The organism is Streptomyces sp. NPDC091416, assembly GCF_044756845.1.
Lineage (GTDB): Bacteria > Actinomycetota > Actinomycetes > Streptomycetales > Streptomycetaceae > Streptomyces.
Map to the genome: position 1 here is coordinate 845437 of NZ_JBIVTU010000001.1, position 17751 is coordinate 863187.

Consider the following 17751-nt stretch of genomic DNA (forward strand, 5'->3'; position numbering starts at 1 on the left):
CTCCTCGGTACGAAAAGGACAGAATTGCTGCGGTGGTGCGGCGGGTCAGCGCAGCCGGAAGGCCTTCATGGCCTTGAGGCTGCGGCTCATGAACGCCGCGTACTTCGCGTCGTCCATCCCGAAGGACGGGGCGAGCGGGATCAGGCGCTGCTGGGCGACGGTCTGGGCCTCGGTGTACTTGAGGATGCCCTCGGAGCCGTGGCGGCGGCCGAGGCCGGAGTCCTTCATGCCGCCCATCGGGGACTGCACACTGCCGTACGCGGGGGCGTACCCCTCGTTGATGTTGACCGTGCCGGTCCGCAGCCGGGCGGCGACCCGGTGGCCGCGCCTGCCGTCCTTGGTCCAGACGCTGGAGTTCAGGCCGTAGGGGGTGGCGTTGGCCAGCGCGATGACCTCGTCCTCGTCGCTGAACCGGTAGATGGAGACGACCGGGCCGAAGGTCTCCTCGTTGCAGACGGCCATCGGGGCCTCGACGCCGTCGAGGATGGTCGGCTCGTAGAACAGCGGGCCGATGTCGGGACGGGCGACGCCGCCCGCGACGAGCGTGGCGCCCTTCTCGACGGCCTCGGTGACATGCCGGGCGACGGTCTCCAGCTGGCGCTCGCCGACGAGCGAGCCCATGTCGGCGCCGTACGCGAGGGAGGTGCCGAGCCGCATCGCCTTCGTACGGGCGGCGAACCGGGCCACGAAGTCGTCGGCGACGGACTCGTGGACGTACAGCCGCTCGATGGAGATGCAGAGCTGGCCGGCGGAGGAGAAGCAGGCGCGGACGGCGCCGGCGGCGGCCTTCTCCACGTCGGCGTCCGCCAGGACCAGCATCGCGTTCTTGCCGCCGAGCTCCAGCGAGACGCCGACGAGCCGGGCCGCGGCGCCCTGGGCGACCTCGCGTCCGGTGCGGGTGGAGCCGGTGAAGGAGACGTAGTCGGCGTGCTTGACGACCTCGGGGCCGACGACGGGTCCGTCGCCGAGGACGACCTGGAACACCTCGGCCGGCAGGCCGGCCTCGATGAGGAGGTCACGGGCCCACAGCGCGGTCAGCGCGGTCTCCGTGTCGGGCTTCATCACCACGGCGTTGCCCGCGACGAAAGCGGGCAGCGCGTCGCCGACGGACAGCTCCAGGGGGTAGTTCCACGGCGCGATCTGGCCGATGACGCCGCGCGGCTGGCGCAGCTCGGTGACCTTGGTGAGCGTCGGTACGACCCCGGTGTGCCGCTTCGGCTTCAGGTAGGCGCCCGCCCTGCGGCCGTAGTGCCGGGCGGCGACGGAGACCGCGAGGACCTCCTCGTGGGCGTGCAGCCGGGCCTTGCCGGTCTCCAGCTGGATGAGGTCGAGGACCTCCGACTGGCGCTCCAGCACGAGGTCGTGGAAGCGCAGCAGCACGGCGGCCCTGGCACGGACGGACAGCGCGGCCCAGGCGGGCTGGGCGGCACGGGCGCGCGCGAAGGCGTCCGCCACGTCCTCGGGGGTGGACTCGGGCAGATCGGCCAGCTTCTCGCCGGTGAAGGGGGTGTGGTTGGCCGTGCGGCCGGAGCCGACGACGCCACGGGTCAGCTGGGCGATCACCTCGGGCGTCACGACGTCGGCGGCCGTGCGCGCGCCCGCGGGCGCGGCGGCCACCGGGTTGGTGCCGGCAACCGCGGCGGTGGTGGGCGTGGAGACCTGCGAGTCCGTCATGAGGGCGAGAGTACGTCGAGCCGGATGCTTTGGGTACCCGTGGGTAACAGCTTTTCACACTCCCCACAACAGCCCTCGACGGCCGCCGCCAACCGAGCCAGTGATCACTGGCTGAATAACCGCTGATCAGGGGGTATCCCCTCGGTTCCGCCGACCGGGAAGGCGCCGCAGGAGTCGAGCGGGGTCAGTTGGACTCGGCCGGCGCGCGCCAGCTGCGCAGCATCGTGTTGAAGCGGTCCCGGGTGACGTCCCAGTCCTCCTCCGGCCCCGTCATGTACAGCGCGTACTCGGGGCCGCCCTCCTTCGCGTAGTACATCTGGTCGATGGCATGGCGCGGCTCGCCGGGCTTCTCGGTCCAGGTGAACTCCCAGATGGACCCGGGCTGGTCCCGGTAGACGTTGGAGTTCATCTCCAGGCTCCGGTACTCCGGCAGCCGTTCGCGCAGTCTCGTCTCGAGGTCCTGCATGTGCGTGTACGGGTGGTCGAAGTCCGGTGCCGGGTCCGCGCTGAAGCGGAAGTAGTGCACACCGTCGTCCGGGGTGTAGTCGATGTTGGTGCCGTTCACCTGGCGCTCCCAGCCCACCGGCATGAGGATGCTGAACCCGGCCGGGTCCTCCACGCGCCGCCAGCCGTCCGGCACGCCCTCCTTCGCCGGGTCCGGCGTGGGCGTGGGGGCGGGCGTGGGGGTGGGGCTGGGACTGGCGGTGGCCGGCCCCGGCGACCGGGTGCCGTGCGACGCCGTGCCGCCGGTCCCGGAATCCGCCTCCGTGCGGTTCGCGTACAGCAACGCGGCGACGCCCGCCCCGCCGCCCACCAGGGCCGCCAGCGCGATGACCAGGACCGTGGTGCGCCAGCGGCTGCGCCGGGCCACGGGTACGGTGCCGGGGGCCGGGGCGGGTCCGGGGTAGGGCAGCCGGGCCGTGCCGCCGCCCGGTATCCCGCCACCGGAGGCGCCGTCGGGGCCCATCGCGTGCAGGACCTCCTCGGGGACCCGCTGGGTGGGGACGTACGCCTGGGCCGCCCGGGGCTCACGCCCCTCCATGGCCTCCAGCAGCATCCGCTCGGCCTCCTCGGCCGTCGGCCGGTCCTCCGGTTCCTTGCGGAGCAGCGCGGTGATGACATGGGCCAGCGCCCCGGCCCGTACGGGTGCCGGCGGCTCCTCGGTGACGACGGCCTGCATCGTGGAGATCGGTGAGGTGCGGCGGAACGGCGAACGGCCCTCGACCGCGGTGTACAGCGTGGCGCCCAGCGACCAGAGGTCGGACGCGGGGCCGGGATCGCCGCCGCGGACCCGCTCGGGTGCCAGGTAGTCGATGGAGCCGACCAGTTCACCGGTCCTGGTGATGGTCGAGTCGCCCTCTATCGCCGCGATCCCGAAGTCGGTGAGGAGCACCCGGCCGTCGCGGGCGAGCAGGACGTTGCCCGGCTTCACGTCGCGGTGCAGCACCCCGGCACCGTGCGCGGCGCGCAGGGCGCCCAGCACATGGAGCCCGATCCTGGCCGCCTCGCGGGGTTCGACCTCGCCGGATTCCTTGGCCTGGTCGGCAAGTGACGGCCCGTCGACGTACTGCATGACGATCCACGGCCGGTTGTCGTACTCGATCACGTCGTGGACGGTGACCACGCCGGGATGCGTGATGCGGGCCGCGGCGCGGGCCTCCTTCTGGGTACGCGCGTGCAGCACGACCCGGTCCGCCTCGGCGACGTACAGCCCGGCGGTCAGCTCCTTGACGGCGACGGTGCGGTGCAGCACCTCGTCATGGGCGCGCCAGACCTTGCCCATGCCACCGCGTCCCAGGACCTCCCCGAGCCGGTACCTCCCGGCCAGCAGCAGTCCCGCTTCCGTGCCCTGCGATCGTTCCACGTGTCCCCGCCCCGTTCCTTCGGATGCCAGGTTACGGAGGGGACGTGCGGCCACGGAACCTCGCACCGCTCACGAGATCGCACTGTGATGCATGTCGCCCTCGGGTCCGTGCCCCGTCGACCCGTCCGCGTTCACTGTGTCACGCGGTAGGAGGCGCTGGCCTGTTGGTAGATCTCGCCGACCTTGTCACGCTGGCTCTCCGGGCCGATGACCTGGAGGATGTGGTACTTGCCCTTGACGACGATCACCAGGTTGCGGACGTAGACCTCGCGGCCGTCGGCGTCCTGCCAGGTGAACTGCCCCTCCGCCATGGCCTGCTGCCCGACGTCGATCCGCCGCAGCCCGCTCGCCGAGGCCCAGCTGGAGTCGCGGAACTGCTTCAGCTCCGGCTCCTTGTTCCGCTGGTAGTCGAGCGGGTCCGCGCCGTTGGTCTTCACGGTGTCGCGTCCCGGGACGACGAGCAGGCTGAACCCGTCGCTCCCGTAACGGATCTGACGGTCCGCGTTGGCGGGGCTGCGCTGCCAGCCCTTGGGCGCCCCGACCTCGAAGCCCTCGGGGTCCTTGCGCAGCGTGTAGCCGGGTGCGAGCGCGACGGCGGAGCGGCTGGTCTGCGGCTGCTGGGCGCCGGAGGAGGCCGCGGCGGACGGGTCCGCGGATTCCTGGCCGCCGGGTTCCGGTGCTCCGGACTCCGTACGCGAGGGGGCGGCGCCGCCCTCGGAATCCGTACCGGACTTGGGCATGAACATCACCGCGTACGCGATCGCCGCGGCCAGGAGGAGCAGGACCAGGAGGAGCAGCAGCCGGCCGAGCCTGCGCGGGGCGCGCTGCCCGTCCTGCTGCGGGCGGGGCGGAGTGCGCAGCGCCTTGGGCCCCTTGGGCTCGCGGGGCGGTCTGGGGTTCCTGGGCTCGCGCGGCTCGGGTACGGCCCGCTCCGCGGGTTCCAGCCGTTCCCTGGTCTGGCGGTGGCGGCCGTGGGTGCTCCCGCCCCGGCGGCCGCGGCGCTTGCGGACGAGTTCGCCGCGGCGGCGTACGACGGGCAGCCGGGTGGCGTCCGGGGAGGGCAGGGGCACGACGTCGAGCCCGGCCTCCGGCTCGGGCGCGGACCGCACGAGGGAGCGCAGCCAGCCGCGCAGTTCCTCGAAGTCCGGACGCTCGGTGGGGTCCTGGCGCAGCAGCGACTCGACGACGGGGCGCAGCGCGCCGCACTCCTCGGCGAAGGCGGGCGGTTCGCCGCAGACCATCTGGACGAGTTCGGCGGCGTTCTCCTCCGGGTACGGGGCATGGCCCTGCACGGCGCGGTAGAGCAGCGCGCCCAGCGCCCAGAGGTCGGTGGAGGGGCCGATGGGCGGCGCCAGCTGCCAGTTCTCGTGGACCGGCCCGGCCTGCTCGGGCGCCCAGCGCTCGGTGACCGCGCCGACGACGGCGATCCGGGCCTGCCGGGCCCGCTCGGCGGCGAGCGTGGTCGCGGGGCCGCGGTACGCGGAGGTGTCACGGCTGCCGGCGACGATCTCGTCCCAGCGGCCCGGGGCGGTCTCGCGGGCGGTCTCCCGGGTGGTGGCCGGAAGCTGCGGGCGGACGGCCGGGGTGGCTCCCTGCCGCCGGGAATCGGCGCGCAGGGCGTCCTCGTTGGAGCCTCCTGCGGGCACCGGGCGGCCGCGACCGGGACCGTCGTCCCAGGAACCGGTCAGATGGAGCCGCCGGGGCGGCGGGCCGTCGTCCTCCTCGTCCTCGTCGTCGTACGGATCCTCGTCGTACTGGTCCTCGTCGTCGTACCGGTCCTCGCCGTACGCGTCCGGTGCGCCGGGCCGGCCGAGCGGCTGCAGCGGGTGGGCGGGCCGCTGGACCGGAAGGGTGCCGGTGTCCTGGGCGCCGTCCCGGCCGGCCCTGCGCTCCTCCTCGCCGATGCGGGCGGCGGCGCGGGCGCCCGCACGGTACGCGGCGATGGCCCCCGCCCGCGCGGCCCGTGCCTGTGCGCTGCCGGCCTCGGCGGCGGGCACGGTGGTCGGCGGTACGGGTGGCGACGGCCGGCGCACGGATTCCAGCTCACCGGCTCCGTAGGGCTGCGCGGGACCGCCCCCGTCCCCCGCCTCGATGGCCGCGGGTCCACGGGAGCCGGGCACGTCCGGGCTGCCGTACGGGCCGGTGCGCCCGGGCTCGACGGCGGGCGGGCGGAAGAGGTCATGGCTGCCCGTACCGGTCCCCGGCAGGCCGTACGGACCGGCTTCCCCCGGCTCTGCCGCGGGCGGGGCGTACGGACCCGTGGGCCCCGATTCGATTGCCGGGCCGCCGTAGCCGTCCTCGCCCTCGTCGTCCGGGCGCGGCACCGGCACGTAGCCGCAGAGCGCCTCCTCGGCCGCCCCGGCCGCCAGGCCGGTCAGCACGACGCGTCCGTCGTCGCAGACGAGCACCGTGCGCACGGTGATGTTGCGATGGGTCCAGCCGTGCGCGTGCAGGACGCGCAGCGCGGTGAGGACGTCGGAGCCGATCTCGGCGGCCCGGTACGGATTGAGCGGGCGCTCCGCGAGCAGCGCCGCGAGCGGTCTGGCCGCGACCAGTTCGCTCACGATCCAGAGCGAACCCGCCTCGGCGAACACGTCGAAGACCTGGTCCAGACGCGGATGGTCGGGCACCTGGGCCGCTGCCTGGGCGGCCTCGATGGCGCGCCGGACAGCGGGGTCGGTGGACCGTCGCACGGTGCGCCCGCCGGCCCGCCGGGCCGCGGTCGGCAGCCCGTCCGCGTCGAGCACCTCGGCGTCCACGACCTCCGGCAGCGGCACCTGACGGACCAGTACCTCCTGGCCGCTGTAGGTGTCGAACGCCCGGGTCTCGACCAGTTCGTACTCATCGGACGGGGGCAGCGGAAGGCGGTAGCGGTCGGCAAGTACCCGACCCGCATAGTCGTCCACGACGCCTCCCCAGAGCGCGCTGTCCCCCGGTCACGTAGACCGCACGAAACCGTCAATTGCGGTCACTTGCTGTGCAATTGGCTTGTGGTTTCGGCTGCGTACGGTCTTCGAGCTCTCACAATACGTGGCAGGAGGCTGCCGCGCGGCCGGGTCGGCCCAACCCGGCCGAACGGCTTGCGTCAGTCGAGCGGCTTGAAGGTGTCGAACGCCGTCCTGCGCAGCGTCCGGCACTCCGCGTCGTCCCACGCGTCGGCCTTGCAGCTGATCATGATCGCGTACCCGTGGCCGCTGTCGACCTTGAAGCCCCGGTTGATCACCCGGACCCGCTGGCCCTGCTGCGTACGCTCGAACTGCCAGTCGGCGACGGTCGGGTAGCCCTTGTACTGGACCTCGTTTATGCCGAGGTGGTGGTAGCCGTTGCTGGTGGCCGCGACGGCGGCCCTGGCCGCCCGCCAGGCCCCGGCGGCGTCGCCGCCGGGCGAGTCGGTGTAGTCGACCTGGATACGGGGGAAGCCGCCGCTGACGTTGTAAATGCCGCCGGAGTTGGCGCCCGCCGTCTTGTCGAAACGGAAGCCCTCGGGCATCACCATGGAGAAGTGGAACTTCTTGTTCTCCACCGTCTTGTAGCCGGTGGGCACGGTGTCGTCCTGCTTGTCGCCCGGTGAGTCGTCCGACCCCTTGCCCGAGTCGTCGCTCCCGCCCCCGCCGCCGTCCGTACCCTGCTCGTCCTTGCCCTGCTCCTTGCCGCTTCCCTGCTCGGTGTCGGCGGATCCGCCCGAACCGCCGGAGCCGCTGCCCGCGGAGGATCCGGCCGAGGCGGACGTGCCGTCCTTGGCCTTGCCCGTGGTGCCGGAGTCCTCGTCGTCCCCGCCGAGCGTGAGCGCGAGGACCGTGCCGAGCACGGCGAGCGCGATGACGGCCGCGATGATCGCCAGTGTGCGGCGCGGCACCACGTCCGTGAGGGACGCGCGGGGCGGGGTGACCGGCGAGGTGGCCGGACGCGGCGGCGGCACGGCCCCCGAAGGAGAGGCCGTGGCCGTGGTGGGAGCCGTGGCGGGCCGGGCCGGGGCGGAGGCCGCGGCGCCGACGGCCGCGGCGGGTGCCGCCTTCGCGTTCCGCGCGGAGCGCAGCGCGCCGCGCAGCCGGTCCCTGGCCCCGTCGCCCGCCTCGGCACCGGACTTCTGCGCCGCCTTCGGCGGTGCGTCGGCCACGTTCTTGGGGAGCGCCATCACCTGGGTGGCGTCGGCCGGCGGCGGAACCGGAACCTCCGTCTGCTCCGGGGCGTCGATCACGTCGTTGAGCAGGGCGCGCGCGCCGGCGTCGTCGAGCCGCTGCTCGGGGTCCCGGGCCAGCAGCCCGTAGATGACCTCCTCCAGCGGGCCCGCGTTCTTCGGCGGGTCGAGCGGCTCGGTCATCACGGCGGTCAGGGTCGCGATCGCGGACCCCTTGTCGTACGGCGGGCAGCCCTCGACGCTCGCGTACAGCAGACCGCCGAGCGACCACAGGTCGGCGGGCGGGCCGGGCTTGTGGCCGCGGGCCCGCTCCGGCGAGATGTACGAGGGCGCGCCGACGAGCATGCCGGTGGAGGTGACCGACGGGTCGCCCTCGACCTGGGCGATACCGAAGTCGGTCAGCACGACCCGGCCGTCCTCGGCGATCAGCACGTTGGACGGCTTCACGTCGCGGTGCAGAATGCCCTCGCGGTGCGCCGAGCGCAGCACGTCGAGGATGGCGAGGCCGACCTCGGCCGCGCGCCTCGGCGTCAGGACGCCGTCCTCGCGGACCGCCTCGGCCAGCGACTTGCCCTCGATGAGTTCCATGACGATCCACGGCCGGTCGTCCTCGTCGACCACGTCGTAGACGGTGACCGCGCCGTTGTTGCGGATCCGGGCGATCGCCTTCGCCTCGCGCAGGGTCCGCGTGATGAGCCGCCGCTTCTCGTCGTCGTCGATGGCCGAGGGGAACCGCAGTTCCTTGACCGCGACCGTGCGGCCCAGCGTCTCGTCGACAGCACGCCAGACCGTGCCCATTCCACCCCGGCCGAGCACCTCTCCGAGCCGGTACCGCCCCGCGAGAAGACGTCCGTCCTTGTCCCGTTGGGGCTCCCGTGCCTGCTCCGCCTCCGACATGCGTCCCCTCTGCGATCAACCCGCCCTGGCAGAGCGTTCATTGTCCCTCACCCCGGGACCGGTCCTGGTGCCGGGTCCGGGGACCGTCATAAGTGGCCGACGGAAGGGATTTCCGGCCGGGCCCGTACGCGCGGCGCTGCCCCGCCGCGACCGTCGGCCCCCACCCCGCTCCGCCCCTGCTCCGCCCAGCGAACCACATCCCGGCGCGGGCACCCTCCTGCCTACCACGGCACGCCGTCCGGAGCGATGCTCCGAACCGCCGTATTCCCGGGCCGGACCGACGCACCGCCCCCAGGGGCGCGCTCGTTGCCCCGCCGCCCCACACGACCACGCGCGAACCCGCTCTGCGCACGCCGGAGTTCCGGTGTCCCTGCCCGCCTGCCCGCCTGCCCGCCTGCCCGCCTGCCCGCCTGCCCTGCGGAACGAACCGCCGGGCAGGCGGGACTCTCATTTCACCGGATGGGCACGATGTCAGGTGCCCCCAGCCGCGCCGCGTCCGCCGTCAGGTCGTCGGGCTGGCGCTGCGACTCCCGTTCCGCTTCCACCCGCTTCTCGTAGTGCGCGACCTCGCGCTCGATCCTGCCCTTGTCCCAACCGAGCACCCGCGCCATCAGCTCCGCGCACAACCGCGCGGAGCGGGTGCCGCGGTCGAAGGTCTCGATGGAGATCCGGGTGCGCCGGGTCAGTACGTCGTCGAGGTGGCGGGCCCCCTCGTGCGAAGCCGCGTACACGATCTCGGCCTTCAGGTAGTCGTCGGCGGCCGGCAGCGGTTCGCCCATCACCGGGTCGGCGACGATCAGCTCCAGGATCTCCTCGGTCATGGAGCCGTACCGGTTGAGCAGATGCTCCACCCGGGCGACGTGGAGGCCGGTGCGGGCGGCGATCCTGGCCCGGGCGTTCCACAGAGCGCGGTAGCCCTCGGCGCCCAGCAGCGGGATGTCCTCGGTGACGCACTCCGCGACGCGCTGGTCGAGGCCGTGCACCGCCTCGTCGACGGCGTCCTTGGCCATCACCCGGTACGTCGTGTACTTGCCTCCCGCGACGACGACGAGACCCGGCAGCGGGTGCGCCACCGTGTGCTCGCGCGAGAGCTTGCTGGTCGCGTCCGACTCGCCGGCCAGCAACGGCCGCAGCCCCGCGTAGACGCCCTGGACGTCGTCCCTGGTCAGCGGGGTGGCCAGGACCGAGTTGACGTGTTCGAGCAGATAGTCGATGTCCGCGCTGGAGGCGGCCGGATGGGCCTTGTCCAGGTCCCAGTCGGTGTCCGTCGTCCCGACGATCCAGTGCCGTCCCCACGGGATGACGAAGAGCACGGACTTCTCGGTCCGCAGGATCAGGCCCGTGGAGGAGTGGATGCGGTCCTTGGGGACGACCAGATGGATGCCCTTGGAGGCCCGCACGTGGAACTGGCCGCGCTCGCCGATCAGCGCCTGGGTGTCGTCCGTCCAGACGCCGGTGGCGTTGACCACCTGTTTGGCCCTGACCTCGTACTCGTCGCCCGCCTCGACGTCCGCCACCCGGGCGCCGACGACGCGCTCGCCCTCCCGGAGGAAGCCGACCACCCGTGCCTGGTTCGCCACGTGTGCGCCGTACCCGGCGGCGGTGCGCACCAGCGTCGCGACATAGCGGGCGTCGTCCATCTGGGCGTCGTAGTACTGCAAGGCCCCGACCAGGGCGTCCCGCTTGAGCGCCGGCGCGACCCGCAGCGCCTGGCGGCGGGAGAGGTGCCGGTGCACGGGCAGCCCGCGGCCGTGCCCGGAGGACACCGACATCGCGTCGTACAGCGCGACGCCGGAACCGGCGTACAGCCGCTCCCAGCCCTTGTGCTGCAACGGGTAGAGGAACGGCACCGGCTTCACCAGATGCGGGGCGAGCCGCTCCAGCAGCAGCCCGCGCTCCTTCAGCGCCTCGCGGACGAGCGCGAAGTCGAGCATCTCCAGGTAGCGCAGCCCGCCGTGGATCAGCTTGCTCGACCTGCTCGACGTGCCGGACGCCCAGTCGCGCGCCTCGACCAGTCCGGTCGAGAGCCCTCTCGTCACCGCGTCGAGCGCCGTCCCGGCGCCGACCACGCCCGCCCCCACGACCAGCACGTCCAGTTCGCGCTCGGCCATCGCTGCGAGCGCTGCGGCACGCTCCGCGGGTCCCAGTGTCGCTGTCCTCACTGCTGCCTCCCGGTAGATCGGGGTGGTCCGGCACGGGGATGCGGTCCGACCGCGGGGTCGGGTGCCCGTGCCCACCTCTCGATTCTGTCCGCGCTCCACGACTTCAGCCACCGCCTGTGGACAACACCCGGACGACGACGGCCACACAATGCGACATATAGGTCATATTTACGCCTAGTCTGACATTGCACTGTCCCCAGCAGTTGCGCTTTCTCTCCTCACGGTCTTGGACCGAGCGGCTCGTGTGCCGGCCGGTCCGAGGGAAGGACGGCCACCCACGTGCCTGCAGACCTCGCCGTCATCGGACTCGGTCACCTCGGCCTGCCCCTCGCCCAGGCCGCCGTCTCGGCCCGCATCCAGACCATCGGCTACGACACCGACCCCCGGGCCTTCGCCGAGCTCTCCGCGGGCCGCACCCCGGTCGAGGGATCGCTCACCGCGTCGGACATCCGCCGGATGCTGTCCGGCGGATTCCGCCCGACCACCGACCAGGCCGAGCTGGGCCGGGTCCGTACCGCCGTGATCTGCGCCCCCACCCCCCTCGGCCCGGACCGCACCCTCGACCTCACCGCCGTCGGCGACGCGGCCCGGGCCCTGGCCGCCCGGCTGCGCCCGCACACCACCGTGCTCCTGGAATCGGCCGTACCGCCCGGCACCACCGAGAACTTCCTGCTCCCCCTCCTCGAACAGGGCTCCGGGCTGCGCGGCGGACGCGACTTCCACCTCGCCCACTCCCCCAGCCGCCTCGACCCCGGCAACCGCACCCACGTCTACGCCAGCACCCCCAAGGTCATCGGCGGCCTGACCCCCGCCTGCACGGAGTCGGCCGCCGCCTTCTACAGCCGGCTCACCGACAAGGTCGTCCGGGCCCGCGGCCCGCGCGAGGCCGAGATGACGAAGGTCCTGGAGACCAACTTCCGGCACGTCAACATCGCGCTGGTCAACGAGATGGCCGTGCTCTGCCACGACCTCGGCGTCGACCTCTGGGACGTCATCCGGTGCGCCGAGACCAAGCCCTTCGGCTTCCAGCCCTTCCGCCCCGGCCCCGGCGTCGGCGGCCACGGCGCCCCGGTCGACCCGGGCTACCTCCCGTACAACAGCCGCACCCCCGGACACCCGCTGCGGATGGTCTCGCTCGCCCAGGAGATCAACGACCGGATGCCGCAGTACGTGATCCAGCGCTGCGCCACCCTCCTCAACGAACACGGGAAATCCGTCCGCGGCGCCCGGATCCTGCTCCTCGGCGTCACGTACAAGCCCGACCTCGCCGACCAGGAGGCCTCTCCCGCCCGCGAGATCGCCACCCGGCTGATGGACATGGGCGCCCAGATCGGCTACCACGATCCGCACGTCCTGGACTGGCGCGTACGCGAACTCCCGGTCCCCCGCGCCGACTCGCTGTACGAGGCCGCCTCCAGCGCCGATCTGACGGTGCTGCTCCAGCACCACCGCACCTACGACCTCCAGGGCCTGGCCGTGAAGGCGCAGCTCCTCCTCGACACCCGCGGCGCCACCCCGGCAGGGGCCGCGCACCGGCTCTGATCGCAGTTCCCCCAAGGATTCCGGTGGGTCATTGTCGGAACCGACTGCTAGCCTGCGGCGTCACTCTTCGCACAATCGTGCGCCACAGTCCCAGGGGGAATCCGCCATGAGCACGCCCGTACCACCGCCGAACCAGCCGTACGGCGGACAGCCGCAGCCCGGCAACCCCTATGCCGCGCACCCCGGCCAGCCCCAGCCCGGCGCACCGACCGGCAACCCGTTCGCGGACCAGCAGCCCGTCGGCGCCCCGTTCGGCGGCGGCGCACCGTTCGCTCCGGTGGCGCCCGCGCGCAACAACGTGGGGCTGGGCATCCTCGTCGCGTTCGTCGCGGCGCTCGTCGCGGCGGGCATCTACGGTGCGATCATCGGCGCCACGAAGCACGAGATCGGCTACGCGGCCGTGGGTGTCGGCGCCATCGTCGGCTTCGCCGCCGGCAAGCTCGGCGGCCGCAACCCCGCCCTGCCCGTCATCAGTGGCGCCCTCGCCCTGGTCGGCGTCTACCTCGGCCAGCTGCTCGGTGAAGCGATCATCATCAGCAAGCAGCTCCCGCTCTCGGTCACCGAGATCTTCTTCGACCACTTCAGCGACCTGAACACGGTGTGGAAGGAAGACTCCGACGCGCTCAGCTTCGTCTTCTTCGCCGTCGCCGCCGTGGTCGCGTTCTCCACGGCCCGCAAGACGTCCGACTAGTCCTCGGACCGCACGCAGGACACACGGGAGGGCCCTGACCGCGATCGCGGTCAGGGCCCTCCCGTCATGCTGTGGTGTGTCAGCGGCGGTGCTGCGAGTCCGCCACCGTCACCTCGACGCGCTGGAACTCCTTGAGGTCGCTGTACCCCGTCGTCGCCATCGCCCGGCGCAGGGCGCCGAAGATGTTCATCGAACCGTCGGGGGTGTGCGAAGGCCCGGTGAGGACCTCCTCCGTCGTCCCGACGGAGCCGAGGTCGACCAGCTTGCCGCGCGGCACGTCCTCGTGGACGGCCTCCATGCCCCAGTGACGGCCGCGGCCCGGCGCGTCCGTCGCGCGGGCGAGCGGGGAGCCCATCATCACGGCGTCCGCACCGCAGGCGATGGCCTTCGGCAGGTCGCCGGACCAGCCGACGCCGCCGTCGGCGATCACGTGCACGTACCGGCCGCCGGACTCGTCCATGTAGTCACGGCGGGCACCGGCCACATCGGCGACCGCGGTCGCCATCGGGACCTGGATGCCGAAGACGTTGCGCGTGGTGTGCGCGGCGCCGCCGCCGAAGCCGACGAGGACACCGGCCGCGCCCGTGCGCATCAGGTGCAGCGCCGCGGTGTACGTGGCGCAGCCGCCGACGATGACCGGGACGTCCAGCTCGTAGATGAACTGCTTCAGGTTGAGCGGCTCGGCCGCACCCGAGACGTGCTCGGCGGAGACCGTCGTGCCGCGGATGACGAAGATGTCCACACCCGCGTCGACGACGGCCTTGGAGAACTGGGCGGTGCGCTGCGGGGAGAGCGCGGCGGCGGTGACGACGCCGGCGTCGCGCACCTCCTTGATGCGCTGGCCGATCAGCTCCTCCTGGATGGGGGCGGAGTAGATCTCCTGGAGCCGGCGGGTCGCGGACTCGACGGGCATCTCGGCGATCTCGTCGAGGAGCGGCTGCGGGTCGGCGTGCCGGGTCCACAGGCCTTCCAGGTTGAGCACCCCGAGGCCGCCGAGCTCGCCGATGCGGATGGCGTGCTGCGGGGAGACGACGGAGTCCATGGGAGCGGCCAGGAACGGCAGCTCGAAGCGGTAGGCATCGATCTGCCAGGCGATCGAGACCTCCTTCGGGTCGCGGGTCCGGCGGCTCGGGACGACGGCGATGTCGTCGAATGCGTATGCCCGGCGGCCGCGCTTGCCGCGCCCGATCTCGATCTCAGTCACGATGGTGTGGCCTTTCCCTCTACGTCTGCGCTGTCCAGTATCCCCGACACATACAGGAGGGGCGGTTCCGGGAACCCCGGACCGCCCCTCACCTGCGCTGTCGCGTTACTTCCTGCTGTAGTTCGGTGCTTCGACCGTCATCTGGATGTCGTGCGGGTGGCTCTCCTTGAGGCCCGCGGACGTGATCCGTACGAAGCGGCCCTTGCTCTCCATCTCGTCGACGGAGGCCGCGCCCACGTAGCCCATCGTCTGGCGGAGACCGCCGACGAGCTGGTGCAGCACGTTGGCCAGCGGGCCGCGGTAGGGCACCTGGCCCTCGATGCCCTCGGGGACGAGCTTGTCGTCGGAGGACACCTCGGCCTGGAAGTAGCGGTCCTTCGAGTACGAGCGGCCCTGTCCGCGGGACTGCATCGCGCCCAGCGAACCCATGCCGCGGTACGACTTGAACTGCTTGCCGTTGATGAAGAGGAGCTCGCCCGGCGATTCCTCGCAGCCCGCGAGGAGGGAGCCCAGCATCACGCTGTCGGCACCGGCGGCGAGCGCCTTGCCGATGTCGCCGGAGTACTGGAGGCCGCCGTCGCCGATGACCGGGACGCCCGCCGCACGGGCGGCCAGCGCGGCCTCGTAGATCGCGGTGACCTGCGGGACGCCGATGCCGGCGACCACGCGGGTGGTGCAGATCGAGCCGGGTCCGACGCCGACCTTGACGCCGTCCACACCGGCGTCGACCAGGGCCTGGGCGCCGTCGCGGGTCGCGACGTTGCCGCCGATGACGTCCACGTTCACGGCCGACTTGATCTTCGCCATCCAGTTGAGGGCGTTGCTGTTGTGGCCGTGCGAGGTGTCGACGATCAGGAAGTCCACCCCGGCGCCGGCCAGCGCCTGGGCGCGGTCCAGCGCCTCCGGGCTGGCGCCGACGGCCGCGCCGACGAGCAGCCGGCCCTCGGCGTCCTTGGCCGCGTTCGGGTACTGCTCGGCCTTCTTGAAGTCCTTGACCGTGATGAGGCCCTTGAGGATGCCCGCGTCGTCGACCAGCGGAAGCTTCTCGATCTTGTGGCGGCGCAGCAGCTCCATGGCGTCCACGCCGGAGATGCCGACCCGGCCGGTGACCAGCGGCATCGGCGTCATGACCTCGCGCACCTGGCGCGAACGGTCCGACTCGAACGCCATGTCGCGGTTGGTGACGATGCCGAGCAGCTTGCCCGCCGGGTCGGTGACCGGCACGCCGCTGATGCGGAACTTGGCACAGAGCGCGTCGGCGTCACCGAGCGTGGCGTCCGGGCCGACCGTGATCGGGTCGGTGACCATGCCGGACTCGGACCGCTTCACCAGGTCGACCTGGTTGACCTGGTCCTCGACCGAGAGATTGCGGTGGAGCACGCCGACGCCGCCCTGGCGGGCCATGGCGATGGCCATCCGGGCCTCGGTCACCTTGTCCATCGCGGCGGACAGCAGCGGGATGTTCACGCGTACGTTCCGCGAGATGAGCGTCGAGGTGTCGACCGCGTTGGGCAGCACCTCGGATGCGCCCGGCAGCAGCAGCACGTCGTCGTATGTCAGCCCGAGCGTCGCGAATTTCTCGGGCACTCCGTCGACGTTTGCAGTCATGACACCTTCCCCAAATGGCCTTGATCGGTGCGGATGTCCATGCTAACGGCCTCAAGCGGTGTCTCATTCCACGAGCAAGATCACCTGGAGGTTCTGTAGCTTCCTACGGCATCTTTTCGTGGCGCCGGAGGCCCGGCTCACTGTTCCGCGAGCGCCCGCAGCCGGCTGAGTGCGCGGTGCTGGGCGACCCGGACGGCGCCCGGCGACATCCCGAGCATCTGTCCGGTCTCCTCCGCGGTGAGCCCGACGGCGACCCGCAGGACCAGCAGCTCGCGCTGGTTCTCCGGAAGGTTGGCGAGGAGCTTCTTGGCCCAGGCGGCATCGCTGCTGAGGAGCGCCCGCTCCTCGGGCCCGAGCGAGTCGTCCGGCCGCTCCGGCATCTCGTCGGAGGGCACCGCGGTCGATCCCGGGTGCCGCATCGCGGCCCGCTGGAGGTCGGCCACCTTGTGGCCCGCGATGGCGAAGACGAAGGCTTCGAAGGGCCTGCCGGTGTCCTTGTACCGCGGCAGCGCCATCAGCACCGCGACACAGACCTCCTGCGCCAGGTCCTCCACGAAGTGACGGGCATCACCGGGCAGCCGGTTCAGCCGGGACCTGCAGTAGCGCAGGGCGAGGGGGTGGACGTGGGCCAGCAGATCGTGGGTGGCCTGCGCGTCGCCCTCGACGGCACGATGCACCAGGGCACCGATCGCCGTCGTTCCGTCCTCGCGCATCGGACCATGGTGCCCCGGCGCCGCGTCATCCGCGGCACCGCGTCCGTAGTTGTGCACTGAAGCGTTATGAGCGGGTGCGCCGGAAGTCATGTCCTGCGCCCTCCCCTTCCGCTCGACCGAATCGTTCCCGAGGAACTCCACGTCTCAAGGATGCGTCATCGGCCGGGAAGCGTCACATGCCGCCGGGGCGGCGGGTTGCACGGGCGGCGTACGAGCGGGTCGCGTCCATGGACACGACCCGGCTCCGCACCGCTCGCGCGGGGTCGCCCCGTCCGCCCGCGAGCGGACGGGGACGGGGGTGGTGGCCGGTCACGGCCGGCTCTCAGCGGACCAGGCCCCAGCGGAAGCCGAGCGCCACCGCGTGCGCCCGGTCCGAGGCTCCGAGCTTCTTGAACAGGCGCCTGGCGTGCGTCTTCACCGTGTCCTCGGAGAGGAACAGCTCACGGCCGATCTCCGCGTTGGAACGGCCGTGGCTCATGCCTTCGAGCACCTGGATCTCACGCGCCGTGAGCGTGGGCGCCGCGCCCATCTCGGCCGAGCGCAGCCGGCGCGGGGCGAGCCGCCACGTCGGATCCGCCAGGGCCTGGGTGACGGTCGCCCGCAGCTCCGCCCGGGAGGCGTCCTTGTGCAGGTATCCGCGGGCCCCGGCGGCGACCGCCAGCGCGACCCCGTCCAGGTCCTCGGCGACGGTCAGCATGATGATCCGGGCCCCGGGGTCGGCGGAGAGCAGTCGACGGACCGTCTCCACACCGCCCAGACCGGGCATGCGTACGTCCATGAGAATCAGATCCGAACGGTCGGCGCCCCAGCGGCGGAGGACTTCCTCCCCGTTGGCCGCCGTCGTCACACGTTCGACGCCGGGCACGGTCGCGACCGCGCGACGGAGTGCTTCTCGGGCAAGCGGGGAATCGTCGCAGACGAGAACGGATGTCATGACCGCCCTCCGCAGCTGATGCGCGTCACCTTGTGCCTCCAGGCTGTTACAAGTCGTCACCTGTGCGGTTGACACTCTCGGACACCTGCCCGATCGCTTTCTCCGTCAACCGCCTCCGCCCTCTCAACGATGGTCACTCGAAAGAGTTACGGGTCGGACGAACGGGTTCGGCACTCTACGTGAGGGACCGAGCACGGAGGAGAGCGCCACGGGTCGTTCAGCCGTCAACCGAAAACTTTCCATGAACTTATGCCCCATTTAGCGGGTTTTCTTCCCTTTTACTGGTGTCTGTGGCTAGATTCGCAATCAGTCATATTTACATCT

11 protein-coding genes are annotated in these 17751 nt (G+C 72.1%); 2 read left to right on the forward strand and 9 right to left on the reverse strand.

Annotation, left to right across the window (positions count from 1 at the left end; translation table 11 throughout):
* Nucleotides 1–45: 45 nt before the first annotated feature.
* The 5 genes from ACIQMX_RS03615 to ACIQMX_RS03635 all read right to left on the reverse strand — a co-directional run bounded on the left by ACIQMX_RS03615 (nt 46) and on the right by ACIQMX_RS03635 (nt 10735).
* Nucleotides 46–1674: a succinic semialdehyde dehydrogenase gene (locus ACIQMX_RS03615; protein ID WP_363067071.1), complete on the reverse strand. Its 1629-nt coding sequence runs from the start codon at nt 1672–1674 to the stop codon at nt 46–48.
* A 184-nt stretch (nt 1675–1858) separates the two neighbouring features.
* A complete protein-coding gene (locus ACIQMX_RS03620; protein ID WP_363067070.1) occupies nt 1859–3538 on the reverse strand; it encodes a serine/threonine-protein kinase in 1680 nt (559 codons plus the stop codon).
* Between the two features lie 131 nt (nt 3539–3669).
* Entirely contained in the window at nt 3670–6444 is a 2775-nt protein-coding gene (locus tag ACIQMX_RS03625) for a protein kinase (RefSeq protein WP_363067069.1), read from the reverse strand.
* 179 nt (nt 6445–6623) lie between these two features.
* Complete coding sequence (locus tag ACIQMX_RS03630) at nt 6624–8573, reverse strand: serine/threonine-protein kinase (protein WP_402474692.1); 1950 nt, start codon at nt 8571–8573, stop codon at nt 6624–6626.
* Between the two features lie 452 nt (nt 8574–9025).
* The gene (locus tag ACIQMX_RS03635) at nt 9026–10735 is read right to left on the reverse strand and encodes a glycerol-3-phosphate dehydrogenase/oxidase (protein ID WP_363067067.1); all 1710 of its coding nucleotides are present in this window, start codon (nt 10733–10735) and stop codon (nt 9026–9028) included.
* 279 nt (nt 10736–11014) lie between these two features.
* Between ACIQMX_RS03635 and ACIQMX_RS03640 the strand changes: the two genes are divergently transcribed.
* Both ACIQMX_RS03640 and ACIQMX_RS03645 read left to right on the forward strand, forming a co-directional pair.
* The gene (locus ACIQMX_RS03640) at nt 11015–12277 is read left to right on the forward strand and encodes a nucleotide sugar dehydrogenase (RefSeq protein ID WP_363067066.1); all 1263 of its coding nucleotides are present in this window, start codon (nt 11015–11017) and stop codon (nt 12275–12277) included.
* 106 nt (nt 12278–12383) lie between these two features.
* Complete coding sequence (locus ACIQMX_RS03645) at nt 12384–12968, forward strand: hypothetical protein (protein WP_363067065.1); 585 nt, start codon at nt 12384–12386, stop codon at nt 12966–12968.
* Nucleotides 12969–13047: 79 nt separating this feature from the next.
* Here the strand turns inward: ACIQMX_RS03645 and ACIQMX_RS03650 are convergent, their stop codons facing one another.
* From ACIQMX_RS03650 to ACIQMX_RS03665, 4 genes are all read right to left on the reverse strand, one after another.
* Nucleotides 13048–14172: a GuaB3 family IMP dehydrogenase-related protein gene (locus tag ACIQMX_RS03650; protein ID WP_093707048.1), complete on the reverse strand. Its 1125-nt coding sequence runs from the start codon at nt 14170–14172 to the stop codon at nt 13048–13050.
* 105 nt (nt 14173–14277) lie between these two features.
* A complete protein-coding gene (guaB, locus tag ACIQMX_RS03655; RefSeq protein ID WP_363067064.1) occupies nt 14278–15780 on the reverse strand; it encodes an IMP dehydrogenase in 1503 nt (500 codons plus the stop codon).
* A 137-nt stretch (nt 15781–15917) separates the two neighbouring features.
* Nucleotides 15918–16493: a sigma-70 family RNA polymerase sigma factor gene (locus ACIQMX_RS03660; RefSeq protein ID WP_363067063.1), complete on the reverse strand. Its 576-nt coding sequence runs from the start codon at nt 16491–16493 to the stop codon at nt 15918–15920.
* A 322-nt stretch (nt 16494–16815) separates the two neighbouring features.
* Nucleotides 16816–17427 carry a response regulator transcription factor gene (locus ACIQMX_RS03665; protein WP_003948568.1) on the reverse strand — a complete coding sequence of 204 codons (612 nt, stop codon included), beginning with the start codon at nt 17425–17427 and terminating at the stop codon, nt 16816–16818.
* Nucleotides 17428–17751 lie beyond the last annotated feature (324 nt).